Raw genomic sequence first — 25,736 nt, 5'->3', positions numbered from 1 at the left:
AAACTTGAAACCTAAATCCCCCTCAACCTTTAAGAAGCTGGGGGATTTTTTTGTATGTAATATTATGTAACGTATTCATGCGATCGCCTTTATTTTTCTAATGCCCATGATTGATATAACTCTACAATCGGTGTACTTCATCCTGATTAAAATGAAAATCGCCATAATCTAAGTACACCTATCATAGACATTACTAAATTTGCTTTTTAAAATGTAGTTCCATTTAAATTTTTAAATTGGAGTAAAATATGCAGCAATTCAAAGTTACATCAGATAGTTTAAATATACGTTCAGCACCTATTGTTGACGATACCAATCGAATTGGGGTTCTTGCAAAATCACAAATTGTATCTAAAATTGAAAGTTTTGATGATAACAAGTGGCTTAAAGTTGCAACTATTCTTGAAGGAAAAATTTTAGAAGGTTTTGTATCTCAAAAATTTCTTAGTCCAATCACAACCTTTTCTATCAATACTCTTATTAAAATTGGTGGAGTTCCTATTCAACAAGCAGAGAGAGAATCTGCCATTTTTTATGAAGCAGGTATGAGTATTAATGCTGATGGTGCGCCTAATGCTTATCACCCAGCAGATACAGGAATTGATTTTTTGGCAAATGCTGGAAATCCAGGTAACTGGTGGGCAATAGTTGTCAATAAAGATGGTAATCCGCTTATTCAAGGCAGCACCGATCCATATCCTGGATACTATATTTCTACAACTGCGTTATTCGATTCTGGATTTGTTCAACAAGATCCACGCAGATATGTTGATTCAAGCAAGATATCATATATTGTTCTTCCGGGAAACAGTGATTTGAAAAAGGTTACAGGCGTTAAATTAGGAGATTTTGCAGTTGTTTATAACAGTAATAACGAAAAACTTGCTTTTGCAATTTATGCTGACATTGGCCCTAAAAACCAAATAGGGGAGGGTTCAATAGCTCTGTCTCAGGCTCTTGGGAACGATCCATTGGTGCGTTCAAGAGTCAGGCGAGGAATTCCCAAAGACATTGTTTATGTTGTTTTCCCAGGTTCTGGGAATAGACAACCAAGAATAACTTCAGACATAGAAGCTGAAACTAAACGGCTTTTTGAAATATGGGGTGGGATAGAACGGATAAAGTCACTATAAAAGTGTACCTTATGCAAATTAAGTGCGATCGCACCGAATAATTTAGTTGCAGTAGAGACGTAGCAGTGCTACGTCTCTTTTTCTCCGAGCCATGATCTACACCTTGTAATACAGTACGGCTAATATTCTTTACCTTAAAGAACTTGCGTATTGATCAACCTGAGAGAATTCCGGCAAATCTACAATAGCTTTTGTTACATAAGGATAATTATGGCAGATTGCGCGAATTACTTAAATGAGTAAGCAAACTGGGGTTTGAGTAAGTAAAAGCTGCTTTTGCTTGCGGAAAACACCAAAATGAGTAAGCAAACTGGAGTTTGAGTAAGTAAAAGCTGCTTTTGCTTGCGGAAAACACCAAAATGAGTAAGCAAACTGGAGTTTGAGTAAGTAAAAGCTGCTTTTGCTTGCGGAAAACACCAAAATGAGTAAGCAAACTGGGGTTTGAATAAGTAAAAGCTGCTTTTGCTAACTAAATTTGACTTTATCTATATTTCTGGGCTGTAATGACCAGTTATGATTATCCTCATGACAGTGCGATCGCAAAACATAGGGGTGATCCCAGTTTTTATTTAGCAACTAAAGAATAACCGTCATTGCGAGGAGGAACGACGAAGCAATCGCATGGTTTTTGTTCTTAGTACGAGATTTTACGATTGCTTCACTCCACTTCGTTGCGTTCGCAATGACATCCAAAAAAGTGGGATGCTCCCAAAACATAGTGCCTAAAGGGAGCAATCTAAACAACTCCTAGAAATTGCTAAAACATAACTAAAGCTCGGTTCAGCTAAAACCGAGCATTTATTAAGATTTTATTTGATGATCGTCATGACGCTTAGAAGATGTTTTAAAAGTCCCAAAAGTTAGAATTTTGCAGTTTTACAGTGGGTTAAATACAACGCCAAATTAAAGTTTTAGCTATGTACTAAAATGCAATGCTTTCCTAACAATGAGAGCAAAAACCCTTTTAAAACATCATCTTAGACAAGCGCAATTTAATCAAGCAAAGAAATTTTACTTGCGAGTTAGGTTAAGCAGTTCTTTAGGAGAAGCAAGTAAATCAATAGCCACAAAGTAAATTTGACCTTGAGGATCAAGTAAAAATCGCCAAGCAATGTTCATCCCAACATTACCTCCAAACCAAGGAGTTTCGACCGTACCAGTAATTTTATGCTGTGTATAACCATCTTCGATAGTTTCCGAAACGCCTTTGCTTGGCTTCATCACCAACCCTTGTCCTTCATCTCGTAGGTAGGAAGTGATCGCTTCTCGGCCAACAATTGGTTTTTGGAAGGGTGGTTGTAGCGCACCGCTATCAGCAAATAAAGCAACAGCAGCTTCAAAGTTATCTGCATTCATAGCTTCAATGTATTTCAGCACTGTTGGTTCTGTAACTCCCTCAATAGTAAATTGGGGACTTAGGGATGCACGCGGGAACTTAAAGTTTATGACTTCTCCTTGTTTGTTATCAGCCAGAGACGGATCGAACCCCATATTTACTACAGTATTGCGTAGTACAGTAATTTGCTGACTCTGATCGATTCTCTGCACAGCTTCTAGCACTGTTTTAACTTGAGGTGACATTTGATAGCCAGCTGGCATAGGAGCGACGATACCCTGTTTCATCCACTCACCTAACTGCCACCAGAATCCCAACTTAGCATTGACACCAAAGTACGCATAAGAACGGCTGATGGGAGTGTCAGCATTACTCGCTAAATCTCTCATTAACTGCGTTTGTTGTTCATGAGACATCTGCTTAATATCGTTGAATATACCTTCCATTAATTGCAGATTGGCTTTTCCGGGAGCAGCTGGAGTAATTGTACGACCTAGTTCAGCGTAGGCATACCAAAGAAATGCTAATTGATCGTCAATGTTGAGTTCAGCAAACATTGCTGTAGTGGCTGGAACAGCGTCTGCCACTTGAGTGCTAGAGAAAATATTGCGTGCAGACTCGATAGTATAACTCATGCTTCTTACCTTAAAGATTTACCTATTCAGTAGTTACTTTCGGCTACATTTTGCAGCTTGGAGGATAAATCTAGGGGATTTTTCTTGGGTTGACACAATTATCCCTAGATATCTAAATCCGAATTATTATCATTCACTATGGCATCATAGCTGACAAACGTTAACACAAGACTAAGATTTATAAAATTTATCTGATGAATATCATTGAGTAAAATGTATATTTACTTAGTTATTTTTCAATTTCTAGTCAAATAAAAGTATTTTCTGAAAAAGGCATCTTTCTAAAGTAAGATATTTGCCTCTATAGCATCCATCTATGTAAATAAATATATCTGATTTTTGAATTTTTCGGTAATAAAATAAAATTTTGCAATCGCTTAAATTAGTTATTTTAATTACTGTATATGTTGCAGGCTTAAGGAATGCCTCTGGTTCAATCTTTTTGCTGCCGACTTTGGCTTGAACTATGATCTGACAGTCACGCTTATCAAATCTTCAATTCTACCTAGACTGTATTAAATAATTGATCATACCTAAAATTATTAAGTGAGCCGGGTAGAACATATAAAACCATTTAGCTCGTGAACCTTGTCTACCATTGAATTGAAAAACAATAAATCCTGCAAGAATTGCCCAACTTTGAGAGATATTAAACACAGATAGGATTATTAACATAAAAAAGTTAAAGCTGCACCAGTAGAGCAACCATACTATGGGCTTGAGTTTATCTGTTAGGGACATCAAGAAAATTACTCCAATCCCATACGCTCCATATTCAACGCGCAGGCTCTCGGCAACTGCTGCACATAATCCAATAATTATTAATTGCTGCCATAATTGCGGGTAACGCTTTACTAAGCGCAACATCACAAGTCCAAGAAAAAGCATGAAGAGAATATTAAATGACAATCTCTGAAAAACAACACTATAAAATGGTTGGGATATAATTGCTGTAATTAATAGTCTCCTCCCATAGCGGTATACATTTTGGGTGTGTTTTTCGCCTTCAGCTAAAAGCCATGCAAACAGCGGAAAGCTCAATCGCCCTAATAAGTGTAAGATTACTATGTCTGGCATTAGCAAATAGCACACATGATCCATAACCATGAATACTGCTGCTAAGATTTTAATGCTGAAAGCTGAAATTTTAATCACAACACTACAGTTACCTTGGATTCTTAATATAAAATCCCTAGAATTTTATTTCTTTAATATAATAGTTATTCAAAATCCTAGCAATTTGATAACATTAACACAGAGGGCAATGTCTACGACGGGCTATTCTGTGATGTCCTCTTTAGCAGAGACTACAAAAAGACTATGGCAAAGCGTAAAAAAAGCAATCTCCAGTGGATTAAAGAAACGCTTGAATTAAAGCCTGACCATCGCTGGGAATCTCCATCAGGCTACAAAATATTTGTTGCCAATCGCGGGGCTGTCCGTCTCAATGTTCCCCAGGATTGGGTTTTTGAGCCACAAGAAAAATCCTTCAAGTTCCTTGATAAAAAACCCCCCAACGATGATTGTTGTCTAGAAGTATCTTTCAACCATTTGCCACCCAATGATTGGAGCAAGTTTCCGCTAAAATCTACCTTGAAGAAAGTTCTGGAAAACGACAGCCGCAACATCATTGCTAAGGGAGAAATTATTACCGTCAAGCGCCAAACCGCCAAAATTGTCTGGACAGAGATGAAGTTTATTGACATTCAGGAAGAACCACGGGAAGCTTTTTCGCGCACTTGCATTGCTTTGGGGTCGAATATTCAGTGCTTGATTACATTCGATTATTGGGTAGATCAAGCAGAACAATTAATACCCGTTTGGGATGAAGCGATCCGTAGTCTCACGCTAGGGTTGTATATCCGTGACCCCATGACTGGTTTGGCTTTTCCAGACTGAAGCTCAAGAATGATTGCTCAAGCTTCCTTGGGCGTTGCATATTTGGGAAATGAATTGAGATTTTTGAACAAAGCTAAAAGTAAATTCTTTGCTTATTTGCGCTTTGCGTGTTAATAACGTACCTTTTCGAGGAAGCAAACTACGCGGAGCGTCTTGTAGAGAAGCGGGGCATAGCCCGTTAAAAATCATCTCTCATTGAGATGATGTCAAAAAGAAGATTTTTGAGCATTTGCATACTACAAAAGCCGTTGGTAAGGGAACAGGATTAGCGATCGCTCATCAGATTGTAGTCGAAAAACATGGTGGAGCGATCGCTGTTAATTCAACTTTAGGTGAGGCAACTGAGTTTTTGATTACGCTTACAGTAAAAGGGGGATGAGGAGATAAGGGGACTTGAGTGAGAACTTGCAACGAGTCTTTCTCTTCGTACTTTTCCCCATACCCAATCCCTTTATGCTAAATTTGGAGCGAATTGCAGAGAAAATTGATCAAATTCAAGTTAAGGGACTTGCAAGAAAATAAAATACCAGCCATTCTAGAAGAGAAGAAGCGGTGAACTGTCCGCGCCTAGTTTAAATATCTAGAATGGGAATCCCTCAATTCATGCTCACCGACACCATCAAATCGACCTTTAAAGATGCAGCACAGAAACTGACTAGCAATCGCAAACGAGATTTCATGGCAAAAGTTACCGAAGATTACTTCGATAGTTCAGCACGCATTGCAGAAACCGTTATGGGATGGAATCGCCAGAGTGTGCAACTCGGCTTGCATGAAAGGCGGACGGGGATAGTCTGTGTAGAGAATTATCAGGCAAGGGGACGACACAATAGTATTGAGGTATTGCCCAACTTAGAAGCAGATATTCGTTCATTGGTGGATGCTCAAGCTCAAGCCGACCCTAAATTTCAATCGACCTTTCTGTATGCCCGCATTAGTGCCAGAGCAGTAAGAGAAGCATTAGTAAGTGTTCATGGCTATAACGAGAGCGAATTGCCATCTCGTCAAACTTGTGGAGAAATTCTCAATCGCTTAGGGTATCGCCTAAAAAAACACAAAAAACGAAACCCTTGAAAAAGATTCCGCAAACTGATGCCATTTTCGAGAATGTGTTCCGGGAGAATCAGGCATCAGATGAAAACCCCAAATCGTTGCGAGTGTCTATAGATACTAAAGCTAAGGTGAAGATTGGCAACCTTTCTAGAGGCGGTAAAGCTCGGACAATGGAGGCGAAAGCTGCTGATGACCACGATACACAGTGGTCATCAGTCTTAGTTCCCTTTGGCATTCTCAATACACATAATGACCAGCTATCGATTTACTTGGGTCAGTCGGCGGAAACCAGTGATTTTATCGTCGATTGTTTAACCGCTTGGTGGCATGAGAATCAACACAATTACCTGGAACTTGATGAGTGGGTGATTGATCTTGATGGCGGTGCCGCTACTCGCAGTAACCGCACACAATTTATCAAACGCATGGTTGAGTTGTCTTGTGCAATTAATTTAAAAATTCGACTGATTTATTATCCCCCTTACCATAGCAAGTACAATCCAATAGAGCGGTGTTGGGCTGCCTTGGAGAACTATTGGAATGGTGCGATTTTAGATTCTGTTGCCGCCGCAGCACAATGGGCCGCCAATATGACTTGGAAAGGAATTGCTCCCATTGTACATCTGGTTCAAACCACATATCACAAAGGAATCAAGGTTCTCTCGCAAGAGTTAGAACAATACCAACCCCAATGGCAGCGTTCTGAAACATTACCCAAATGGGATATTACTATTGTCCCTGTTTAGCTGGTACTTTATTTTCTTGCAAGTCCCTAAGGGCAGTTTGGATAGTATTTTGCCAATATATACTTGCATAAATCTATAAAAAACTAAATGACATATCTATTATTTTTCGTGTCCATTGGATTAGCCACTGCACTAACTTTGGTGGCTAAACGGCTACAACAAGGTAAAAACGATTATGCAGTAGCTCAACAGAGATTAAAGGAAATAGATCAGCGATTACAAGAAGTAGATCGGAAATATGGAGGACTCATATCCAGAGAAGATACTGCCAGAGAACTAGATACGCAAATCACCGTCCTGACAGATCGAATTAAACAACTTGACAAACAGGCAGAAATAGAAGAGCGAGAACTATCTGTCAAAATCTTAGGACTTAAGGCACAACTTCAAGGACTTGAAGAGCAAGAAATTTTTGAAGCTTTCGGGTTTTACGAATCTAAGTATGATTTTCACGAGGCTGAAGAGTACAAGCAACGCTTGGACAAGATTCGTGCCCAGCAGAAACAAATGATTAAGGATAAGCAAGCTGCTATCTGTCATACGCAATGGTCGGTTGGCGGTAGCGTGAAAGAAGGCAAAAAAATGACCGATAATTTTCTCAAATTGGTTCTTCGCGCTTTCAATGGCGAATGTGATGCCTCTGTAGCAAAAGTCAAGTACAGCAACGTCAAAAACAATGGAGAATCGCATTAGAAAAACCTATGAAGACTTGAATAAGCTGTCTCAAACTACACACTGTGAGGTTGCACCACGGTACTTAGATATCAAATTAGAAGAACTTTGGTTAACCCACGAATATCAAGAGAAAAAATATCAGGAACAGGAAGAACAGCGTACTATTCGTGAACAAATGCGTGAAGAGGAAAAAGCATTACGCGATCTTGAGAAAGCTAAACAGGAGGCTGAACGTGAGGAGCGTCGTTATGAAGAGGCGCTGGAAAAAGCTCGTACAGATATAGAATCAGCGACCGGAAAGGTTCAGCAGAAACTCTTTAGCCAAATCGAAGAGTTACAAAAGCGGCTTGCAGAGGCAGAAGCAAATAAGGAAAGGGCTATCTCTCAAGCTCAACTGACTAAATCTGGACACATCTACATCATTTCAAACATTGGTTCCTTTGGTGAAGATGTCTATAAGATCGGTATGACACGCAGGCTTGAACCAATGGAGCGAGTTAAAGAGCTAAGTGATGCTTCTGTTCCTTTCCCTTTTGATGTTCACGCTATGATCTTTTGTGAAAATGCTCCAGAGCTTGAATCTCGCTTACACAGATATTTCCACGCTAGAAGAATGAACAAAGAGAATAAGAGAAAAGAGTTTTTCCGAGTTTCGCTAGAAGAAATAGTCAAAGTTGTACGAGAAACAGACGTAGAACTTAAAATCTGTCGGTCGGAGATAACTTTTACGAAAGTTGCTGAGGCTGTTGATTACCGAAAGACTCTAGCTCAAGAACGTGAGCGTCAACAGAATAGAGCAACGTCAGCAATCTAACAATAGACACATAAGCGAATTAACCTCAAAGCTTTAGAAATCAAGGATTAAAACCTACAAGAAGTACTTGAAAAGCTTGGTTAGAAAATTTACCGCATTTGTTCAACAGACTGGTTTCGTAACAAAGCTGTTCAAGTTCGTCTGTTGATAGAAAAAATTAAACAACTACAACGAAATAAATAGCTAAAAGGTTCGTCTGCGATCGCTTTTCGATATATTTTGATCCATTTTGCCATTAAATTAAAAATTGAAATTGACTATAAAGGGGATGAATAAAAATTTACATTTTTACTGTAGGAATACTCCGTAAGGTGTATATTTACACTCAGTTCACATTAAAATATATACTTGTATAGATAAGCTTTAATGATGCCGATTAGATAGTATGGAGTCGCTGCAATGTCAATTGATGAAGTTGAAAACCAACAACATAATGGTCTAGTTCAACCCGCTACAAACTTAGTAGAAAAGCTAGTAAAGGCAAAAGACAAGAAAAAATCTAAAAAATCCAAACGGATGTTTGATGGTAGCACAGAAGCTTTTGCCAAGAAAATTCCCAAAAAGACTTTTGAAACTGAACTAGAGCAACTCCAGATTGAGCTAGTCAAAATGCAATACTGGATTAAGCACACTGGCTATCGGGTTGTCGTCATATTTGAAGGGCGCGATGCTGCCGGTAAAGGAGGAGTAATTAAACGCATTGCCGATCCACTCAATCCTCGTGGCTGTCGTGTCGTTGCTCTGGGAACCCCCTCCGATCGCGAGAAAACTCAGTGGTATTTTCAGCGTTACGTGCAACATCTTCCCACAGCCGGCGAAATTGTCCTTTTCGATCGCAGTTGGTACAACCGAGCCGGAGTTGAACGGGTGATGGGCTTTTGTACTGAAGCAGAATATGAAGAATTCATGCAATCTTGCCCGGAATTTGAACGAATGCTGGTGCGATCGGGCATTGTTTTAATCAAATACTGGTTCTCTGTCAGCGATGATGAACAAGAAAAACGCTTTCTTTCTCGCAGTCACGATCCAGCAAGGCGCTGGAAACTCAGCCCAATGGATTTGGAATCACGCGATCGCTGGGTAGAATATTCCAAAGCCAAAGATACCATGTTTGCTTACACGAATATTCCCGAAGCCCCCTGGTTTACCATTGAAGCAGATGATAAAAGACGGGCGCGGCTCAACTGCATTCATCATTTGTTGAGCAAAGTTCCTTACGAAGACATGACACCTCCTCCCTTAGACCTTCCATCTAGACCTGTGGCTGAAGATTATGTTCGCGCCCCCCGCAATGAGCAATTTTTTGTCCCTCAAGTGTATTAAGCAACATCATTGTTGTGTTGCAACTTCTCGCTAATGATTAAATATAGGGAGAAGTCGAAAGGTATGTGGAATTTTATCTATGGGTCTTGCATAAACACCGACTCTTGTAGAGAATCAGAATTTTGATAATAAATTCTTCTTGCGACACTTTTTAAGTTAGACCTAATGACTAACACAGATCATACAATCATGTTTCCATTCCTGAGTGAGCATACTCACCCTAATATGGTTGCTTCTGGCAATTATCGAGAGGATGATGACATACATTATTCCTATTGGCAAGCCTCAAACACTTTGCAGGCTGCGTTTTTTGCCCTTTACATAAGTACACTAATTTTAAGTGAGTCATTAACTTTTGAAGCATTAGTTGAAGTCAAAAAAATCAAATATGAGTGCCGTCAAAGTATGAAGCTATGCAAGCGATTTCTGACTCTAATGGAGTTTCCAAATCAGTTTGACAGTTTACCAAACGATATACAAAATAGGCTCACAGAACTAGCTGATCATTTGAGCCGACGTGAGCGTTGCTATTTGAAGCCATACACCTAATTATTATGTGCTTAAATTTCGTTGACGCATGATTGCGATGTCTACGACGGGCTGCGCCTACGCACCATCTCGTAAATCAGTTTTATTAACACGCAATCATCGGGATTTAGGCAAAGTACCCGGATTCTTAATTGAGGATTGGACGGTTTAATGCGTAGGCGCAGCCCTTGTAGACATCGCTTAATTTGTTGTCGAGTTAGGGCGATACCGAACAGCCCGCCGTAGATATCGCTTAGGTGTTAAATCAAACACAATAATACTGCAATATCAGTCATTAACAAAGATAGTCAAGCCGTTCATTTATGTCACTTCTTACCGCAATGAAACCAAAAGTTTACATTGAAACCTCCATTCCCAGTTTTTATTACGAGGCACGTACTGAACCTGATATGGTGGCACGGCGGGACTGGACACGGGAATGGTGGAGCCATGCAAGTGACAACTATGTGCTTGTAACTAGTCTTGCAGTGTTGGATGAACTCAATTGAGGTAACTTTCCTGGAAAGAGCGAGGCAATAAAACTGATTAGTGGCTTGTTATTTGTCCCGATTGAATCTGTGGTTGCTGAGATCGTTAAAGTGTATATTCAGCAACATCTGATGCCCAGCGATCCGCTTGGAGATGCACTACATCTTGCCCTGGCTTCGTATCATAAATGTGATTTTCTATTGACTTGGAATTGTCGCCACTTGGCAAATGCCAACAAGTTTGGGCATATTCGACGGCTAAACGTTATGCTGGGGTTATACGTTCCAACACTAGTTACGCCATTAGAGTTAATAGGAGCGCAAAATGACGAAGAATGATGAAGCAATCAACCAAATACGTAAAATTCGCCACATAATATCTCAGGAAAATGGACATAATCCTGATAAATTGGTGAATTACTACATTGAACTTCAGAAGCAATATCCCCATCTTATTCATTACAAAGAGCAGCATACAAAAGTTTTAGAATCCTCACTACAACAAGGTTTTGAAGCCGAACCATAGAAGCGATCGCTAATCAAGTTTTCAAATCTATCACCGTAGGATGATTGAGAATGTTACTGCGATGTCTACGACGGGCTATTGAGTGATCGCACTATCTCGTAAATTAGTTTTATTAACGCGCAATCATCGGGATTTTAGCAAAGTAGCCGGATTGTTAATAGAAGATTGGACAGTTTAATGCGTAGGCGCAGCCCGTCGTAGACATCGCATCCCCTCATCACGCGATCGCCACCGGTTCATGGCGGGTACGCGATCGCAACCTGGTTGCCGAAGAATGCGTAGGCGTAAAAGCTTCGCTTAACGCGTAACGTCTCCAAGAGCTGCCCGTCGTAGACATAACACCAACGGTCTACTTTTTGTGCATCTCAGTACAGAATCCCTCAAAAGGAAAGGCTTAGTACAATTCTAGACAATGCAAACTTGGATTATTGAGTAATTTTTGAATTACCTCTACGCCAGAACGAAGTAGAGATTCAACTTGTTTTGTTGGTGCATTTCCGCAACGTAGCTATACAACTTTAGGCGGAGAACCGTACAAGCGGCTAAGTCTACATCTTGAGTTACGATGCAAAAGTCATTAGTTTTAGCAAATTCCCATATTTCAGTATCAGTCTTCACTTCCAGCCCATGAAACTGAACGTGACTGGAATCAGGGAAAACGTCTGCTAATTGAGTTACCAGCTTGCGACTCAAATTTTGATCAAAAAGCAGCTTCAAACACCACCTACCGTATCCCTGGGGGGAAGCAAGCTATGCGTAGCGTTTTGTAGAGAAGCAACTAAACGATGTTCACGATCAGCAGCAAACTCTAGACTTGCCCTAATATCTTCTTCTGTTAATTCAGGGAAATCGTCTAATATCTCTCCATGAGACATACCAGCTGCTAACCAGCCGAGAACATCGTACACGGTGATTCGCATCCTTCTAATACAAGGCTTACCACCTCGCTTGTCCGGTTCAATTGTAATAATGTCGTGATAGCTCATGGTGATTATAAACTACATAGAATCTTTCTAAGTCTAAAACAGCTTCACATCTCGGTGCAACGAAGTGTAGTGTTACTGCGATCGCACTATCCCGTAAATTAGTTTCACTAACGCGCAACCATCGGGATTTGGGCTAAGTACTGAGGATTGGACGGTTGAATGCGACACCGAACAGCCCGTCGTAGACATCGCCTAGTTTATTGTCGAGTCAGGGCGATCGCAACAATGGTCTACTTCTTGTCTATCTCACAGATAATCTTTAAAGGCTATCGCTCATAAAAGCAATTAAATCATTTTTAATTAGGCTTGAGGGAGTTGCTACCCCCTACTCTAATTTACAATTTCAGGTGTGACAGTTCTCTAACGCTAGTTGGTAGAATTAAGGAAATACCAACCTAGATGCAACTTATGATCAGAACCATCGAAGGCATTTATCAGGATGGGCAAATTCAGCTAACTGAGCTACCGCAAGATATTAGCGATCGCTCCCAAGTTCTCGTAACCTTTCTCAATCCTAGCAAAATCGATCCAACTAAACTACGCCAATTGATTGATCAGTTAGAGACAATTGCAGGTATTGGACAAGGCTTTGAGGAACTCAACGCTGGTCAAACTCGCCCTATTGGGGATTTCGTTCAAGAAATGCAGCAAAAGTATGGCATTTCAAGTTGAGATTACCCCAATTGCGGAAGCTCAGATTGAGCAAGCATATCGCTGGTATCGAGAGCAAAATCCTGAATTTGCGGATCGCTGGTTTCGAGGATTGATGAATGCGATTGCTACGCTACAAGAGAAGCCTCAACGCTGTACCTTAGCAGTCGAACATGAGATTTTCCCAGAAGAAGTACGCCAACTCCTTTATGGGAAAGTCAAAAATGTATATCGAGTGCTTTTTGCAATTCGAGATACCACAGTTTATGTGTTGTATGTGCGTCATACTGCTCAAGCACCACTGACAATAAATGACCTAGACGAGCTAGAAGGTGGAGTTTAGGATTTCAAGGCGATCGCAACAACACTCTACTTCTTTTACTGCGATCGCACTATCTCGTAAATTAGTTTTATTAACGCGCAATCATCGGGATTTCAGCAAGATACCCGGATTGTTAATTGAGGAGTGGACGGTTTAATGCGTAGGCGTAGCCCGTCGCAGACATCGCAACAACGCTCTACTTGTCGTCAAAAATTTTGTAAATAGCAAGATATTGGTAATATAAAAAAATTACTGGTAGCATCAAAAAGCCCAAAAACCTTAATTTAACCTAGTTGCTAATACTGATATATATCTAGAAAAAATCAGTATAATTAAGTGATCAAAAAGCCTACTTTTTGGGTATTATCTTTATAAAGATGCATTTGCTAAACGATACTGAAATACCAAAAATTGATAGAACTTCAAAAGCAACTAAATTTTATAGTTGACGCAGCTTTTATATAAATGCCACTTTTTTTAGCTCTAGTATCTTTATAACTCTCAGTAGTCAACAAAATATTATGAATTCAGTTAAAGTTGGCGATTTTTTTGCATCTCCAAATACAGGAGTGATAGGAGAATTAATTACTATTTTAAATAATGAATATGAATTACAAATAAATAGTCAAGTATTTAGACTAAATCAGTCACAGTTTAACAAACTGATACAAGTTCCAGACATTATACTTCAATTATTGAACCGCCCACAAGAAATATCGTTAGCAACTAATAAGCAACTTGTAAACTCTTTTCTTGATGCAGCTAAGGTGTTGTACTTTGATGGAAAGATGGAATATACAGTGCTTGAAGAATGGCGAGAGAAGCTTGGATTTACATTTTCTAATGAAATTTCTTCAGTAACGAATTATGGCGACTCATTAGAGTATGGCGGTCTATATCTGGGTGGGGATTGGAGAGATGATTACGATCCACGTTACTAAATTTTGACCTTAAATTTGTTTTTAACTTCATAATGCATACTACACCAGACAGGTGATTACTTCTAATGATAGAAGAAGTTACTTGCCATAAGTTAGGTAGTTAGTGCTATTGCTCCTGCGAACTGAGGTTATCGCATCTCCCCCATCGCCCTATCCACGATCGCCTAACTTGCCTCCTCTTCAAAGCGATCGCACCATTTAATCTAAAAAATCGTTATTAAAAATAGTCTTTCATTTTACAGTTATTATTTAAGCAAAATGCCAGCAAATCCTAAAAACCAGACTCCATAAGAGTTATACTGTCTGAAGCATAAAAACAGATTGTTCCTAAATAACCGTGCAACTTGCATTTAGGCTAGAAATAGGCTCTTTATTCTCCCGCCGCGAAAAAACCTTGCATTATATGATGTTGAGGAGCGATCGCTAGGTTCGGAGTAATCCCAAGAGTGCATTTGACGGAAAGGAAGACCCATCTTTTGGAAGACGTACTTCTCTTTCACACCAGAAGCTACCAAATCAGGCTTCAGCGCTTTGATAAATTCCTCGAATTCGTAAGCGGTAACGTCGTCATAAACGATGGTGCCGTTTTCGATGTAGCCAGCAGTACGTTTGTAGTCATCGTTATGAGCGAACTCATAACCAGTACCTATCATCTTCATGCCCAAGTCTAGGAAAGCTGGGACAACGTGGCGAGGACGTAGACCACCAACCATGATGGCGACAGTCTTACCTTCCAAGCGGGGGCGATACTTAGCAACTACCGCATCCATTGTTGGCTGATACTTGGCGATAACTTTCTCAGCGTTTGCTTGGATTGTTTCGTCAAACTTGGAAGCGATTTCCCGTAAAGATTCAGCAATCTTGGTGGGGCCGAAGAAGTTGTATTCTAACCAGGGTATACCGTAAGCTTCTTCCATGTGACGGCTGATGTAGTTCATCGACCGGTAACAGTGGATGAGGTTCATCTTCACATTGGGGGTCATCAACATTTCGTTGAGGGTGCCATCACCTGACCACTGAGCGACTACGCGCAAGCCGATTTCTTCTAACAGGATGCGGCTAGCCCAAGCATCTCCACCGATGTTGTAGTCACCGATAACGGCTACGTCATAAGGGGTATCTTCAAACTTGAGTGTACCGTCTTTCTTGGCTTGGTCGGATTTGGTGAAAACCCAGTCACGAATCATGTCGTTAGCAATGTGGTGTCCCAAAGATTGGGAAACACCCCGGAAGCCTTCGCAACGCACAGGTACAACTGGCTTGCCAATTTCTTTCGATGTCTTCCGAGCAACAGCTTCGATGTCATCCCCAATTAGACCGATGGGGCATTCTGATTGAATGGAAACACCACGGTTGAGGGGGAAAAGTACATCAATTTCTTGGATGAGCTTGGTAAGTTTCTTGTCTCCACCAAAAACGATATCTCTTTCTTGGAAGTCAGAGGTGAAGTCCATGGTACCAAAGGAGTCAATACCTGTGGTGCCGATGTAGTAGTTACGACGACCAGCCCAAGAATAATAACCGCAACCAATAGGCCCGTGGCTGATGTGGATCATGTCCTTAATAGGACCCCAAACCACACCTTTAGAACCGGCGTAAGCACAACCACGAGCGGTCATTACCCCAGGAAGGGATTTAACGTTAGACTTAACGCCGCAGTCAGACTTACCTTCTTCGTATACATTTAAGTGCTTTTCCCGTTTTTTCTTAGCTTTGTCGGGGTAAGCTTCTAGAACTTCTTTAATTAGTTCTTTTCTTTCTTCGATGATGTTTTGATTTTCTGGAGGTGTCATATTTAGCCTCTGTGACTCGTAAGGATCGGGACATAGGGGGACTAGGAGTCCCCTCTAAGATTAGGGGGGAGATGGAAGGGAGAGGATAAAAGGGAAGATATGAAACTCTTCCTTTTTCCTTGTGCTAAAGCGTTATTTATTAGCAGCGAATTATACTACAGGAGCTTCAGCAGCACTCTTACCAACTAGCATTGCAGTGTTTTCGTCGCTTTCGAGGATACCGAATTCAATCAACAATTCTTCTAGTTCTTCCATTTCGATGGGTGTAGGAATATCTAGCTTCTTGTTGTTGATGATCTTTGTAGCCAATGTGCGGTATTCGTTAGCTTGGTTACTTTCTGGTGCGTACTCGTTAACAGTCATCCGGCGCAATTCTGCGTGTTGAACGATGTTGTCACGGGGTACGAAGTGAAGCATTTGGGTGTTCAACCGTTTTGCCAAGGTTTCGATTAGTTCGATTTCTCGGTCTGTGTTACGGCTATTACAAATCAAACCACCCAAACGCACGCCACCGGTGTGAGCATACTTAAGAACACCACGAGCGATGTTGTTAGCAGCATACATCGCCATCATTTCACCTGATGTTACGATGTAGATTTCTTGTGCCTTGCCTTCACGGATAGGCATTGCGAAACCACCGCACACAACGTCACCTAATACGTCGTAAGATACGAAGTCTAGGTTTTGGTAAGCACCATTTTCTTCTAAGAAGTTGATGGCGGTGATAATACCACGACCGGCGCAACCTACACCGGGTTCTGGCCCACCAGATTCTACGCAACGAACGTCACGGAAACCGGTTAACATTACTTCTTCGAGTTCGATATCTTCTACTGCACCACGTTCTGCTGCGAGGTGAAGAACGGTTGTTTGAGCTTTGCTGTGCAGCATCAAACGGGTGGAGTCAGCTTTAGGGTCGCAACCGACGATGAGGATGCGTTGACCCATTTCTGCCATAGCTGCTAAGGTGTTTTGGGAAGTGGTAGATTTACCAATACCACCCTTACCGTAGAAAGCTATCTGTCTAATCTTTTCTTCTGTCATGATTCGTGTTTCCCTGCAATTGGTTGGTTGATGGGTCTGTGCGTTTGTCAGTTGCGTTCACGCCAGTTGAGCGACAGTAGTGAGCGCGTGTAGAGCATCGTTGGTACAGTTGGCATAAATGCCTGCTGGGGGCGATCGCTCCACAGCCAAAATTATTGACAGTAAGTTCATCGATCTTCCTCGTTAAAATTTTTTTCTTTTGGTTTTTTGTCCTTTGTCCTTTGTCATTTGTTTTGACAAAGAACAAAGAAAAATACGCAATTTACAAATACGTCATAATGTGTTTCAGCTTGCAAGATTCCATAGGACTTGATGTTGTTATTTGTCAACAATCAATGCATAAGTCTCTATTACTTGTTCAAAATAGCGCCCTTCATTTTTGTGACGCGTTCTAGTGCAGCTTTGGTGTCATCTGCTGACACGCCACGCACAGCCATTGCTTCACCGAGATGACTTGGCCGATCGCATCGAAGTGTGGTTGCTGTAGGTTCATTCCTGCGTGGGTTTTGTCCATTGGACGACCGCCGTATTGCTTTGGCCCTTCAAATATTTGAGCTAAGAAAGCAACTAGATGATTGCGTTGCTTTGCCATGTCTGTACCAGCAAAAATGGGATTGAGGAGGCTGTCGGCGGCAATGCGTTTGTGGAGTTCATCTACTACTTGTTCAATAGCTGGTTGTCCACCAATGTTGTCGTACAATGTACTCATATCCTGTTCCTTTGAAGCGAGTTGGATGATGAAATTTGCAAGTAGGCGCTTAATCTTTTTGCCTATATGCTGTTAGCCGTCATAGCTAATTTAGCTATTGGTTGTCGGTAGGATTGAAGCATTGATGTGGAGACAATTATATGGTTCAAATCCTACTTTTTGTTCCTGGCTGAATGCATATTAGGGCGTATTTGTAGAATACGTTAAGTCCTACAGCAATTCCTAAACTGCTTCGACTACAAGGCTCTTGCTGACACGATCTTGTAATCTGGCTTCGATCGCAATTTTTAGAGTTGCTGTACTACTAGAACAGGAACCGCAAGCACCTTGCAGTACAACTTTAACGCGATCGCCTTCTACATCATAGAGTTCTACATCTCCCCCGTCTGCAATGAGTACGGGTCTGACTTCTTCATCAAGAACCTTTTGAATTAGAGCAATCTTTTGGACGTTTGTTAGCGCTCGTTCCTTAGATGTAACAATTTCTGTGGCAACTTTTACGCCGTAATTGTTGAGAGCAGGTGAGGCGTATTCCTGTTGAACTGATCTAATAATATCATCAATGTTCGCCAGACAGGAACCGCATCCGCCACCAGCTTTTACATAATTTGTTACTTGTTCGGCATCCGTGAGGTGATTTTCTAGAATCACGCGACGAATTTTAGATTCGCTGATGCCAAAGCAACTGCAAACTAATGCACCTTCATCATCATCATCGTGGGTAGCGAGAGGAATGCCACGATAATTGTAGATAGCGGCTTCTAGGGCTTCTTGTCCCATGACAGAGCAATGCATCTTTGCTTCTGGCAAACCACCAAGGTAATCTGCAATGTCTTTATTGGACACTTTCAGAGCTTCATCTAAGGTTAAACCTTTGACCATTTCAGTTAATGCACTAGAAGATGCGATCGCACTAGTACAACCAAAGGTTTGAAAGCGAGCATCTAGAATCTTATCAGATTCTACTTCCACTTTCAGGTGCAATCTCAGAGCATCGCCGCAAGCAATACTACCGATTTCGCCCGTTGCAACCTTAACTCCAGCTTCGCCCGTTTCTTCAATTTCTCCCTGATTCTTGGGATCGTAAAACAGTTCTAATACTTTATCGGTGTAGTCCCACATAATGAATTTTAGATTTTAGATTTTGGATTTTAGATTGGGGGATTGGTACTGGGTACTGGGGATTGGGAAAATTCTTCCCTAGTCCCTAGTCACCAGTCCCTAATCCCCAGTCCCTATTCCCTAATTAACGATGCGCTAGTGCTTGTTCTTGTCCTTGCAACCAACTTGAATCATCATTTTTGAAGGGTGAGAGGGCGCGTAAACGTTCTACAATAGCGGGCATTACCTCTATTACTCGATCGATTTCTGCTTCTGTGGTGTAGCGACAAAGACTGAAGCGAATTGAACCGTGCAAAGTTGTGTAGGGTAAGCCCATTGCCCGCAGGACGTGGGAAGGTTCCAGAGAACCGGAGGTGCAAGCAGAACCGGATGATGCACAGATACCGTATTTGTTTAATAACAGTAGAATTGCTTCACCTTCGATGTACTTGAAGCCGATATTTGTGGTGTTAGGCAATCTCTGCGTAACGTCCCCGTTGACTACACAATCGGGAATTGTAGCAAGTAAAGTTTGTTCCAGGCGATCGCGCAGCTTCTTTCTTTTGCGATCGCTTCTTCTAAGTGTAGCAGTTCTAGTTCCGCAGCTTTGCCCAAGGCGATAATTGCTGGAACATTTTCTGTTCCCGCCCTACGTCCGCGTTCTTGGTGTCCCCCAAGAATAAAAGGACGGAACCGAACTCCGCGCCGGATATATAAAGCACCAATTCCTTTTGGCCCGTGCAGCTTGTGACCAGACAAGGTTAACATATCGATGGTGCTAGTCTTCATGTTCAGAAGGATTTTTCCCACTGCTTGCACCGCATCTACATGGAAGATAGCGCCATATTCTTTGACGCGCAACCCAATTTGTTCAATCGGGAAAATCGTCCCAGTTTCGTTATTAGCATACATAATTGTCACCAGGGCGGTGTTACCCGTCAAGGAAGCTTCTAGTTCATCTAGATCCAGCTGCCCTTGATTATTTACTGATAGATAGGTAACACTATAACCTTGGGTTTCTAATTGTTTGCAGACATTGAGTACTGCTGGATGTTCAACTTGGGTGGTGATGATGTGTCGCTTTTCTGGTTGCGCTAGCAGTGCGGCTCGAATCGCGGCGTTATCTCCCTCAGTTCCACAACTTGTGTAGACAATTTCAGACTCATCGGCTCCCAGGATGGCTGCAAGTTGTTCTCTTGCTGTTCTCACTGCTTTACCGACTTGCCCACCAAAGGTATGCATACTGGAGGGATTGCCGTAATAATCTGTGAGGTAAGGTAGCATTACCTCTATAACTTCTGGGTCTACCTTAGTGGTGGCATTATTATCGAGATAGATGCAGTTATTTTGCATTGTTGTCTTCAATTAGGAATTAAGAATTACGAATTATTTAAGCTTCTGCACCCATTGTTTGGGATTGGCGCTTTTGCAACTGTTCTGAGTATTTCTGAGAATAGCTTTGAAACCAAAGTTCCCAGTAATCTTGTTTATTTGTTAATTTAGCGACTACGCGGTTGTAATTAGCAAACCAGCCTTCCCAATAATCGCTAGGCTGCTTAACGCAACCGTTGCAGGTGGGACAACCAGCTTTGCACTGAGGGACGGTATGAATGCTACCAACACAATTTGTACAAAGTTCAGGGTCAATCCAGTGCTGTCCATCAACCACTTTAATTGCATTTGTGGGACATACCGTTAGACAGAGATTGCAGGAAATACACTGGCTAGTAAGAATTTGGTAAGCCATGATTTATTCTCCTTTTGGGAATGGGGGATTGGGCATTGAGGATTGGGTTTAGGGGAGGGCATTGAGGATAATTCTTATCCCATGCCCCATGCCCTATGCCCCATGCCCTATTAGTTATTCCCTAATTCCTTAACGTATTGCTCGTAGAACTCCAAAGCAACCTTTTCAATTACGTCGTAAGCTTCAACAGTCTTGATTCCAGCTTCTTGCAATTTTTCTTGAGGACAGTTACCAATCTTGGAGACTAAAACTGCTTTGCAATCTGCGATCGCTTTCATAATATGCTCAAAAGAAGCTTCTTCGCCGTATCCACCTTGGCAGTATTGGTCAATTTTGCGGTGACTGACAAAGCGAACTTCGTCCCCACCCACTTCGTAAATTTGGAATTCTTTAGCATGACCGAAGTGTTGGTTAACCAATCCGCCGCCTTTGGTTGCTACTGCAACTAAGATTTTAGGACTGTTGGCAATTTTCTTACCAGCTAGCGCTTTATCTTTGGCTACTTTAAGTTCTTCTTTAAACTTCTCAATCCCTTCGTGAACGGTAGCGCGTTGTTCCATGTCATATTCGGGAGCCATTTCCAAGAATTTCTCTTTGGAAAATTCTTGGCTGCGGTCTTCTCCTAATAATCCTACTGCATCGGCACGGCACTGGCGACAGTGACGCATCATTTTCATGTTACCGGAGCAGTTGTCTTGAACTTCTTTAAGTTCTTTGGGTGTGGGGCCACGTTGACCAGTTAAACCGAAGTGTGTGCCATGTTCTGGTGCAGAAATCAATGGCATGATGTTGTGCAAGAATGCACCTTTCTCACGAATGACTCGATTCACTTCGACTAAGTGATGGTCATTAATTCCGGGAATCATCACGGAGTTGACTTTGCACAAGATGTCAGCATCTTTCAGGGCTTGCAATCCTTCCATCTGTCTTTCGTGGAGGATTTTTGCACCTTCAAGTCCTCTGTAACGCTTACGTCTGTAGTGAACCCAAGGATAAATCAATGCACCGATCTCTGGATCTACCATGTTAATGGTGATCGTAACGTGATCTATATTTAATTGTTTAATGCGATCGATGTAGTCTGGCAGCATTAAACCATTGGTTGATAAGCAAAGCTTGATATCTGGTGCTTGCTCTGCAATCAACTCAAATGTGCGGAAAGTTTTTTCTGGGTTCGCCAATGGGTCGCCAGGGCCGGCAATTCCCACAACTGTCATTTGGGGAATCTTACCACCAATGACCAAAGCTTTGTGTGCTGCTTCTTCTGGTGTTAGCAATTCGCTAACTACTCCAGGGCGGCTTTCGTTAGCGCAATCATATTTGCGGTTGCAATAGTTGCATTGAATGTTGCAAGCTGGTGCAACTGCAACGTGCATCCGGGCATAGTGGTGATGAGCGTCTTCGCTGTAGCAGGGATGTTTAGCAATTCGTTCTTGGAGCTTTTCGTCCCTTTCCACGGTGGTGCTGGTGGTGCTGTCACAGCCGCAACCACCTGATTTTGCTTGGGTTGGCGATTCCGTAGCGTTGGAGTTGAGGAGTCGTGTAGACGGTGATGTCATTGAGTTTCGCAAAAGGTCGGTGGACTTGGCTGCCACTGTGGGAGATGTTGCTGCTCTTTCATGCCCAGAATTGAAGTCGCGTCTTCCACACTTCCTGCAAACCCTTGGGTGAGGGCGACTTGTTTTCAAGTAAGGCAGGCGATAGATATCTGATGTTCGGCTGGTGTGTGTCAACGTTCGGTTCTTGGGTAGAATTGTGCTTACAGCCGCGACTTCTCTTCACTTCAGGCATGGTGCTATGTCATCCCTCCACTCACCCTTCGCTTCGTTTCAGAGCGTTAGGTGATTGGCGATATAAGATTTATAGCAGCCGTCTCCCAGCCAGATGTTGCGTCTCTCTAGGATAGAATTTATTGGATTTATTACTTTTGTACTCAAATACTAAAAACCCTAATTCTTCAAGCATTACAAGAATTAAAAAAGTTTTTTTCAGGTAGGGGTTCTAGTCTTTTTTGGTTGGGGTTCTAGTGTTTATAGATAGGGGTTCAGGATTTCTTTGTACTCAGCCAAAACCCAATCCCAGTAAGGAATTTAATCTACTTATAACTGGGTTTGGGCTATTTAAATGTGTACTCAGGTTGCCCTCAAGTTCCGTCAAAAGCAAGAGATACCAAGGGTTTGAGGGTGAAAAACTGGAGTAATCTATATTGTTTTACTCCAGAAACGTGCGAAATTCAATTCTGTATCTAACATATCATTTTTTTGAGGGTAAAAATGCACTTCATATTTTTTTAATTTTTGCTTTGACAATCATATTCAATTGTGGTTGTAAGTCTTGTGTGATAAGCGATGTGAGGTAATGAAAATAGGCGTGTTGTCTGCATATCATTTTCAAAAAACTTAACTTTTAACTCTTTTTTTTCATTCCCACAATGAGGAGATGGGTAGGAAACTGTCGGATTTTGTGTTTAAGAGAAACAACAAACTATAATCTAACATGATTGTGCGATCGCAATGAATTTTCTGAATTGCTCATTACAAACCTTAGCAAAAACCTCACCCCCGAAGCAGCTACAATCAAGCCAAGCGTGAAAAAATCTGAGTTTATGATAGCTATCCCCAACAACCGCCAAAAATGACCGTTGAGGAATATCTGGAATGGGAACCTCAGCAAGACCTTCGCTACGAATATGCAAATGGCGAAGTATTTGCCATGACAGGCGGTACAATTCCCCATAATGACATTGCACTAAATCTCTACAGACCTTTGTACCCTCATTTGCGTTCCAGAGGTTGTCGAGCGAATGTGTCAGACGTGAAAGTGCAACTCACTCCTCAGAGTCGCTACTATTATCCTGATGTTATTGTCAGTTGCGACCCTGAAGACCTTAATGCCCGCAAATTTATTCAACATCCCAAGCTGATTGCTGAAGTTCTTTCGCCAAGTACAAGTGCTAAAGATCGGGATGAAAAATTTACTTATTATTTGACAATCCCCAGTTTGCAAGAATATATCTTGATTGACTCGGAAAAAATCTCCGTTGAGCGTTACTGTCGGGGAGAGGGTAGGATGTGGCTTTACTATCCTTACACGGCTGGAGATATCGTCACTCTATCGAGCATTGAATTTGAGTGTCCGATTGAACTGTTGTATGAAGGTGTTCTATTTAACACTGAAGAATAAACAGAATGTTCCGTGTTAACTTTTAAAGAGCGATGTCTACGACGGGCTGCGCCTACGCACCTTAAGCAACTGCATAACCTGTGTAAGGTCTTAACTCTGGTGGACGAAAGCCAAGCACGATATGTTCTTTAGGAATTCCAGCCCGTTCTAAATCGGCAGCAATGCCTTCTTCCGTGCCATCTCGTTGAATCCAGATTTTGCCATCAATCAAGTCAATATGAACCAGACAGCCGTGAATGCGGCGATCGCCATCCCAACCTATATCCATCCACAAATAGCGAGTCTCTTTCAGAGAGGCTGCGCCAACGCGGCTTCGATCAGACACCACTTCTGATTGAATATCGGCATAGGAATAACTCAAGGAAGCATACTCACTAAGAATAGTTTCAATCACCTGGCTATAGTGGTCTAACTTGGTATAATCCATTGTTTAATGACCTCCTGTTTTGGAGCAAAGGTAATCAGCTTTAAACGATGATTTCTCAGTAACAGTTTGCCGATCGGTTCTTCAAACAAATCATCAAAAATTCTGTTAGGTACTGCAAGATATAACATTCGCTCTGGCTCTAACTCAATTAATATATCCTGATATAAAATATACTGACCTAACGCTTTTTCTAAATCATCAACATCTGATTTTTCTGTAAAACTTTTAATTACAACTGCAATTTTAGATTCTGCTTTTTGTACCGCCAGCAGTTGTCTAGCACCTAAATCAACATACAAATCTTTTTTACCAAACTTCAGGGTCAGTGGGTCATGAGTAATTATCCATTTGTCTTTAATCAAAGCATTTTTGACATTATTGTGATAGATGTCTCTAGCTGGCATACAGGTGTAGTTTTAGACTGATATTTCTATTTTAGGAAATCGCTACACTAGATTTATCAGGAAAAACAGGCTGTCTGAGTTCATTCAGCAAAATATGGTAGCAGGAGGAATGTGATGAAAGCAGTGGTTATCCGTCGGTATGGCGCGGCTGAGGTGTTGCAGTATGAAGAGGTAGAACAGCCGAAAATTGAGCCAACACAGTTACTTGTGAAAGTTCGTGCTAGTAGCGTTAATCCCATTGATTGGAAAATTCGCCAAGGAATGTTGAGTTTGATTACCGGCAGCAATTTTCCGAAGATTTTGGGGTTTGATGTGGCGGGAGATGTGGTAGCCGTTGGCTCTGGTGTCACTCATTTTAAACCAGGAGATGCTATCTATGGCAGTACTAGTTTCCCTGGAGGAGGTTATGCCGAATTTGCAGCTGTTCCAGAAAATGTGGTGGCTCTCAAACCAACGAATCTATCTTATGAAGAAGCTGGGGCTGTTCCTTTAGCAGCGCTCACGGCTCTGCAAGCGCTGCGAAATGAGGGAAATATTCAAACAGGACAAAGTGTTTTGATTAATGGTGCTGCGGGCGGTGTAGGGATTTTTGCAGTGCAAATTGCTAAAGCTTTAGGGGCAGTGGTGACGGGAGTTTGCAGTACCAAAAACTTGGATTTGGTGAAATCTCTGGGTTCTGACCGCGTGATTGATTATACGCAGCAAGATTTCACCCAAGATATAGCGCAGTATGACATTATCTTTGATGCAGTGGGTAAACGATCGCTCTCACAAACCAAAAAAGTCCTCAAACCCAACGGAATTTATATCACCACGCTACCAAGTCCCGAAGTCTTCTTAGAGAGCCTTTTAACAGCATTCCTTCCCGTTCAAAAAGCGAAATTTATCCTGGAAAAACCCAACACTCAGGATTTGGTTTATCTGAAAGAATTGATTGAAGCGGGTAAAATTCGTGTGGTGATTGATCGCACATATCCCTTACAAGAACTAGCGGCGGCTCATATTTATAGTGAAACTGGGCGTGCAGTGGGTAAAATTGCGATCGCGCAGCCGGCCGTAGACATCGCAGTTAGCAATTGATTGTAAGTCAAGCTCTGCAAGTCAGCTGAAATGCTGTTTCTCAAACTTTCGCTATCTCTGGAGTTATATTTTAGTTCAAAAGACATCTCCAGAAATTAAATATGCATTATCTAAAAATGCATTATCTAAAACCCTTAGACATCTCCAGAAATTAATTATACGTTACCTGAAACCCTTGTAGAGACGTAGCAC

At 41.6% G+C, this 25,736-nt stretch carries 27 protein-coding genes and 3 pseudogenes; 17 read left to right on the top strand and 13 right to left on the bottom strand.

Features of this window, described 5'->3' with window-relative positions:
* Positions 1-248 precede the first annotated feature (248 nt).
* Complete coding sequence (locus ANSO36C_RS12960) at positions 249-1,133, top strand: glycoside hydrolase family 75 protein (protein WP_251959861.1); 885 nt, start codon at positions 249-251, stop codon at positions 1,131-1,133.
* A 1,011-nt stretch (positions 1,134-2,144) separates the two neighbouring features.
* On the opposite strand, the gene ANSO36C_RS12955 is transcribed toward ANSO36C_RS12960, so the two are convergent.
* Together ANSO36C_RS12955 and ANSO36C_RS12950 are read right to left on the bottom strand one after the other, a co-directional pair.
* Positions 2,145-3,104: an orange carotenoid protein N-terminal domain-containing protein gene (locus ANSO36C_RS12955; protein WP_251959860.1), complete on the bottom strand. Its 960-nt coding sequence runs from the start codon at positions 3,102-3,104 to the stop codon at positions 2,145-2,147.
* Positions 3,105-3,605: 501 nt separating this feature from the next.
* Positions 3,606-4,259 (bottom strand): TraX family protein, encoded by a 654-nt coding sequence (locus tag ANSO36C_RS12950; RefSeq protein WP_251959859.1) that lies wholly within the window; start codon positions 4,257-4,259, stop codon positions 3,606-3,608.
* 165 nt (positions 4,260-4,424) lie between these two features.
* Between ANSO36C_RS12950 and ANSO36C_RS12945 the strand changes: the two genes are divergently transcribed.
* The 10 genes and pseudogenes from ANSO36C_RS12945 (at position 4,425) to ANSO36C_RS12895 (ending at position 11,156) form a co-directional block, all read left to right on the top strand.
* A complete protein-coding gene (locus tag ANSO36C_RS12945) occupies positions 4,425-5,003 on the top strand; it encodes a hypothetical protein (protein WP_251959858.1) in 579 nt (192 codons plus the stop codon).
* 229 nt (positions 5,004-5,232) lie between these two features.
* Positions 5,233-5,382, top strand: a complete 150-nt coding sequence (locus tag ANSO36C_RS12940) for an ATP-binding protein (protein ID WP_251959857.1) — start codon at positions 5,233-5,235, stop codon at positions 5,380-5,382.
* 206 nt (positions 5,383-5,588) lie between these two features.
* Positions 5,589-6,802 (top strand): annotated as a pseudogene (locus ANSO36C_RS34860) (ISAzo13 family transposase).
* 108 nt (positions 6,803-6,910) lie between these two features.
* Positions 6,911-7,495 carry a DUF4041 domain-containing protein gene (locus ANSO36C_RS12925; RefSeq protein ID WP_251959856.1) on the top strand — a complete coding sequence of 195 codons (585 nt, stop codon included), beginning with the start codon at positions 6,911-6,913 and terminating at the stop codon, positions 7,493-7,495.
* Positions 7,479-8,291 (top strand): DUF4041 domain-containing protein, encoded by an 813-nt coding sequence (locus tag ANSO36C_RS12920; RefSeq protein WP_251959855.1) that lies wholly within the window; start codon positions 7,479-7,481, stop codon positions 8,289-8,291. The genes ANSO36C_RS12925 and ANSO36C_RS12920 overlap by 17 nt, the downstream gene beginning before the upstream one ends.
* Positions 8,292-8,690: 399 nt before the next feature.
* Positions 8,691-9,614 carry a polyphosphate kinase 2 gene (gene ppk2, locus ANSO36C_RS12915; protein WP_251959854.1) on the top strand — a complete coding sequence of 308 codons (924 nt, stop codon included), beginning with the start codon at positions 8,691-8,693 and terminating at the stop codon, positions 9,612-9,614.
* Positions 9,615-9,779: 165 nt separating this feature from the next.
* Complete coding sequence (locus tag ANSO36C_RS12910) at positions 9,780-10,163, top strand: hypothetical protein (RefSeq protein WP_251959853.1); 384 nt, start codon at positions 9,780-9,782, stop codon at positions 10,161-10,163.
* 320 nt (positions 10,164-10,483) lie between these two features.
* Entirely contained in the window at positions 10,484-10,651 is a 168-nt protein-coding gene (locus tag ANSO36C_RS12905) for a PIN domain-containing protein (RefSeq protein WP_251959852.1), read from the top strand.
* Positions 10,652-10,720: 69 nt separating this feature from the next.
* On the top strand, positions 10,721-10,969 hold the full coding sequence (locus ANSO36C_RS12900) for a PIN domain-containing protein (RefSeq protein ID WP_251959851.1): 249 nt from the start codon (positions 10,721-10,723) through the stop codon (positions 10,967-10,969).
* Positions 10,956-11,156 (top strand): hypothetical protein, encoded by a 201-nt coding sequence (locus ANSO36C_RS12895; RefSeq protein WP_251959850.1) that lies wholly within the window; start codon positions 10,956-10,958, stop codon positions 11,154-11,156. Before ANSO36C_RS12900 ends, ANSO36C_RS12895 begins: the two co-directional genes overlap by 14 nt.
* Before the next feature lie 450 nt (positions 11,157-11,606).
* Here the strand turns inward: ANSO36C_RS12895 and ANSO36C_RS12890 are convergent, their stop codons facing one another.
* Together ANSO36C_RS12890 and ANSO36C_RS12885 are read right to left on the bottom strand one after the other, a co-directional pair.
* The gene (locus tag ANSO36C_RS12890) at positions 11,607-11,873 is read right to left on the bottom strand and encodes a DUF5615 family PIN-like protein (protein ID WP_251959849.1); all 267 of its coding nucleotides are present in this window, start codon (positions 11,871-11,873) and stop codon (positions 11,607-11,609) included.
* Positions 11,870-12,142: a DUF433 domain-containing protein gene (locus ANSO36C_RS12885; RefSeq protein WP_251959848.1), complete on the bottom strand. Its 273-nt coding sequence runs from the start codon at positions 12,140-12,142 to the stop codon at positions 11,870-11,872. Before ANSO36C_RS12885 ends, ANSO36C_RS12890 begins: the two co-directional genes overlap by 4 nt.
* A gap of 408 nt (positions 12,143-12,550) precedes the next feature.
* Between ANSO36C_RS12885 and ANSO36C_RS12880 the strand changes: the two genes are divergently transcribed.
* The 4 genes from ANSO36C_RS12880 to ANSO36C_RS12865 all read left to right on the top strand — a co-directional run bounded on the left by ANSO36C_RS12880 (position 12,551) and on the right by ANSO36C_RS12865 (position 14,056).
* Positions 12,551-12,814: a hypothetical protein gene (locus ANSO36C_RS12880; RefSeq protein WP_251959847.1), complete on the top strand. Its 264-nt coding sequence runs from the start codon at positions 12,551-12,553 to the stop codon at positions 12,812-12,814.
* Positions 12,798-13,136 (top strand): type II toxin-antitoxin system RelE/ParE family toxin, encoded by a 339-nt coding sequence (locus ANSO36C_RS12875; protein ID WP_251959846.1) that lies wholly within the window; start codon positions 12,798-12,800, stop codon positions 13,134-13,136. The genes ANSO36C_RS12880 and ANSO36C_RS12875 overlap by 17 nt, the downstream gene beginning before the upstream one ends.
* Complete coding sequence (locus tag ANSO36C_RS12870; protein WP_251959845.1) at positions 13,126-13,272, top strand: PIN domain-containing protein; 147 nt, start codon at positions 13,126-13,128, stop codon at positions 13,270-13,272. Before ANSO36C_RS12875 ends, ANSO36C_RS12870 begins: the two co-directional genes overlap by 11 nt.
* Before the next feature lie 364 nt (positions 13,273-13,636).
* On the top strand, positions 13,637-14,056 hold the full coding sequence (locus tag ANSO36C_RS12865) for a hypothetical protein (protein ID WP_251959844.1): 420 nt from the start codon (positions 13,637-13,639) through the stop codon (positions 14,054-14,056).
* 350 nt (positions 14,057-14,406) lie between these two features.
* Here the strand turns inward: ANSO36C_RS12865 and nifD are convergent, their stop codons facing one another.
* The 7 genes and pseudogenes from nifD to nifB all read right to left on the bottom strand — a co-directional run bounded on the left by nifD (position 14,407) and on the right by nifB (position 22,009).
* Positions 14,407-15,849, bottom strand: a complete 1,443-nt coding sequence (gene nifD / locus ANSO36C_RS12860) for a nitrogenase molybdenum-iron protein alpha chain (RefSeq protein ID WP_251959843.1) — start codon at positions 15,847-15,849, stop codon at positions 14,407-14,409.
* A gap of 150 nt (positions 15,850-15,999) precedes the next feature.
* On the bottom strand, positions 16,000-16,893 hold the full coding sequence (gene nifH / locus ANSO36C_RS12855; RefSeq protein WP_251959842.1) for a nitrogenase iron protein: 894 nt from the start codon (positions 16,891-16,893) through the stop codon (positions 16,000-16,002).
* Between the two features lie 350 nt (positions 16,894-17,243).
* Positions 17,244-17,602 (bottom strand): annotated as a pseudogene (locus ANSO36C_RS12850) (globin domain-containing protein).
* Positions 17,603-17,824: 222 nt separating this feature from the next.
* Positions 17,825-18,724 carry a Fe-S cluster assembly protein NifU gene (nifU, locus tag ANSO36C_RS12845; RefSeq protein ID WP_094349931.1) on the bottom strand — a complete coding sequence of 300 codons (900 nt, stop codon included), beginning with the start codon at positions 18,722-18,724 and terminating at the stop codon, positions 17,825-17,827.
* 124 nt (positions 18,725-18,848) lie between these two features.
* Positions 18,849-20,056: pseudogene (gene nifS / locus ANSO36C_RS12840) on the bottom strand (cysteine desulfurase NifS).
* 37 nt (positions 20,057-20,093) lie between these two features.
* On the bottom strand, positions 20,094-20,450 hold the full coding sequence (locus ANSO36C_RS12835) for a 4Fe-4S binding protein (protein ID WP_251959841.1): 357 nt from the start codon (positions 20,448-20,450) through the stop codon (positions 20,094-20,096).
* Between the two features lie 110 nt (positions 20,451-20,560).
* Entirely contained in the window at positions 20,561-22,009 is a 1,449-nt protein-coding gene (gene nifB / locus ANSO36C_RS12830) for a nitrogenase cofactor biosynthesis protein NifB (protein WP_251960322.1), read from the bottom strand.
* 1,075 nt (positions 22,010-23,084) lie between these two features.
* Between nifB and ANSO36C_RS12825 the strand changes: the two genes are divergently transcribed.
* On the top strand, positions 23,085-23,633 hold the full coding sequence (locus ANSO36C_RS12825; protein WP_251959840.1) for a Uma2 family endonuclease: 549 nt from the start codon (positions 23,085-23,087) through the stop codon (positions 23,631-23,633).
* A gap of 61 nt (positions 23,634-23,694) precedes the next feature.
* Here the strand turns inward: ANSO36C_RS12825 and ANSO36C_RS12820 are convergent, their stop codons facing one another.
* Together ANSO36C_RS12820 and ANSO36C_RS12815 are read right to left on the bottom strand one after the other, a co-directional pair.
* The gene (locus tag ANSO36C_RS12820; protein WP_251959839.1) at positions 23,695-24,060 is read right to left on the bottom strand and encodes a XisI protein; all 366 of its coding nucleotides are present in this window, start codon (positions 24,058-24,060) and stop codon (positions 23,695-23,697) included.
* Positions 24,042-24,422 (bottom strand): element excision factor XisH family protein, encoded by a 381-nt coding sequence (locus ANSO36C_RS12815; protein WP_267145371.1) that lies wholly within the window; start codon positions 24,420-24,422, stop codon positions 24,042-24,044. The genes ANSO36C_RS12820 and ANSO36C_RS12815 overlap by 19 nt, the downstream gene beginning before the upstream one ends.
* 156 nt (positions 24,423-24,578) lie before the next feature.
* Between ANSO36C_RS12815 and ANSO36C_RS12810 the strand changes: the two genes are divergently transcribed.
* Positions 24,579-25,544 carry an NAD(P)-dependent alcohol dehydrogenase gene (locus tag ANSO36C_RS12810; protein WP_251959837.1) on the top strand — a complete coding sequence of 322 codons (966 nt, stop codon included), beginning with the start codon at positions 24,579-24,581 and terminating at the stop codon, positions 25,542-25,544.
* Positions 25,545-25,736: the final 192 nt, after the last annotated feature.

Origin of the sequence: Nostoc cf. commune SO-36 (assembly GCF_023734775.1) — a bacterium.
GTDB lineage: Bacteria > Cyanobacteriota > Cyanobacteriia > Cyanobacteriales > Nostocaceae > Nostoc > Nostoc commune_A.
The sequence above is the reverse complement of the archived record's forward strand: the minus strand, read 5'-3'. Positions and strand labels throughout refer to the sequence as shown.

Excerpts from the sequence above, each read along its gene's own strand:
- ANSO36C_RS12960 (WP_251959861.1), top strand. The coding sequence starts at position 249 with ATGCAGCAATTCAAAGTTACATCAGATAGTTTAAATATACGTTCAGCA.
- ANSO36C_RS12955 (WP_251959860.1), bottom strand. The coding sequence starts at position 3,104 with ATGAGTTATACTATCGAGTCTGCACGCAATATTTTCTCTAGCACTCAA.
- ANSO36C_RS12945 (WP_251959858.1), top strand. The coding sequence starts at position 4,425 with ATGGCAAAGCGTAAAAAAAGCAATCTCCAGTGGATTAAAGAAACGCTT.
- ANSO36C_RS12920 (WP_251959855.1), top strand. The coding sequence starts at position 7,479 with ATGGAGAATCGCATTAGAAAAACCTATGAAGACTTGAATAAGCTGTCT.
- ppk2 (WP_251959854.1), top strand. The coding sequence starts at position 8,691 with ATGTCAATTGATGAAGTTGAAAACCAACAACATAATGGTCTAGTTCAA.
- ANSO36C_RS12910 (WP_251959853.1), top strand. The coding sequence starts at position 9,780 with ATGACTAACACAGATCATACAATCATGTTTCCATTCCTGAGTGAGCAT.
- ANSO36C_RS12905 (WP_251959852.1), top strand. The coding sequence starts at position 10,484 with ATGAAACCAAAAGTTTACATTGAAACCTCCATTCCCAGTTTTTATTAC.
- ANSO36C_RS12895 (WP_251959850.1), top strand. The coding sequence starts at position 10,956 with ATGACGAAGAATGATGAAGCAATCAACCAAATACGTAAAATTCGCCAC.
- ANSO36C_RS12885 (WP_251959848.1), bottom strand. The coding sequence starts at position 12,142 with ATGAGCTATCACGACATTATTACAATTGAACCGGACAAGCGAGGTGGT.
- ANSO36C_RS12880 (WP_251959847.1), top strand. The coding sequence starts at position 12,551 with ATGATCAGAACCATCGAAGGCATTTATCAGGATGGGCAAATTCAGCTA.
- ANSO36C_RS12875 (WP_251959846.1), top strand. The coding sequence starts at position 12,798 with ATGGCATTTCAAGTTGAGATTACCCCAATTGCGGAAGCTCAGATTGAG.
- ANSO36C_RS12865 (WP_251959844.1), top strand. The coding sequence starts at position 13,637 with ATGAATTCAGTTAAAGTTGGCGATTTTTTTGCATCTCCAAATACAGGA.
- nifD (WP_251959843.1), bottom strand. The coding sequence starts at position 15,849 with ATGACACCTCCAGAAAATCAAAACATCATCGAAGAAAGAAAAGAACTA.
- nifH (WP_251959842.1), bottom strand. The coding sequence starts at position 16,893 with ATGACAGAAGAAAAGATTAGACAGATAGCTTTCTACGGTAAGGGTGGT.
- nifU (WP_094349931.1), bottom strand. The coding sequence starts at position 18,724 with ATGTGGGACTACACCGATAAAGTATTAGAACTGTTTTACGATCCCAAG.
- ANSO36C_RS12835 (WP_251959841.1), bottom strand. The coding sequence starts at position 20,450 with ATGGCTTACCAAATTCTTACTAGCCAGTGTATTTCCTGCAATCTCTGT.
- nifB (WP_251960322.1), bottom strand. The coding sequence starts at position 22,009 with ATGACATCACCGTCTACACGACTCCTCAACTCCAACGCTACGGAATCG.
- ANSO36C_RS12825 (WP_251959840.1), top strand. The coding sequence starts at position 23,085 with ATGACCGTTGAGGAATATCTGGAATGGGAACCTCAGCAAGACCTTCGC.
- ANSO36C_RS12820 (WP_251959839.1), bottom strand. The coding sequence starts at position 24,060 with ATGGATTATACCAAGTTAGACCACTATAGCCAGGTGATTGAAACTATT.
- ANSO36C_RS12810 (WP_251959837.1), top strand. The coding sequence starts at position 24,579 with ATGAAAGCAGTGGTTATCCGTCGGTATGGCGCGGCTGAGGTGTTGCAG.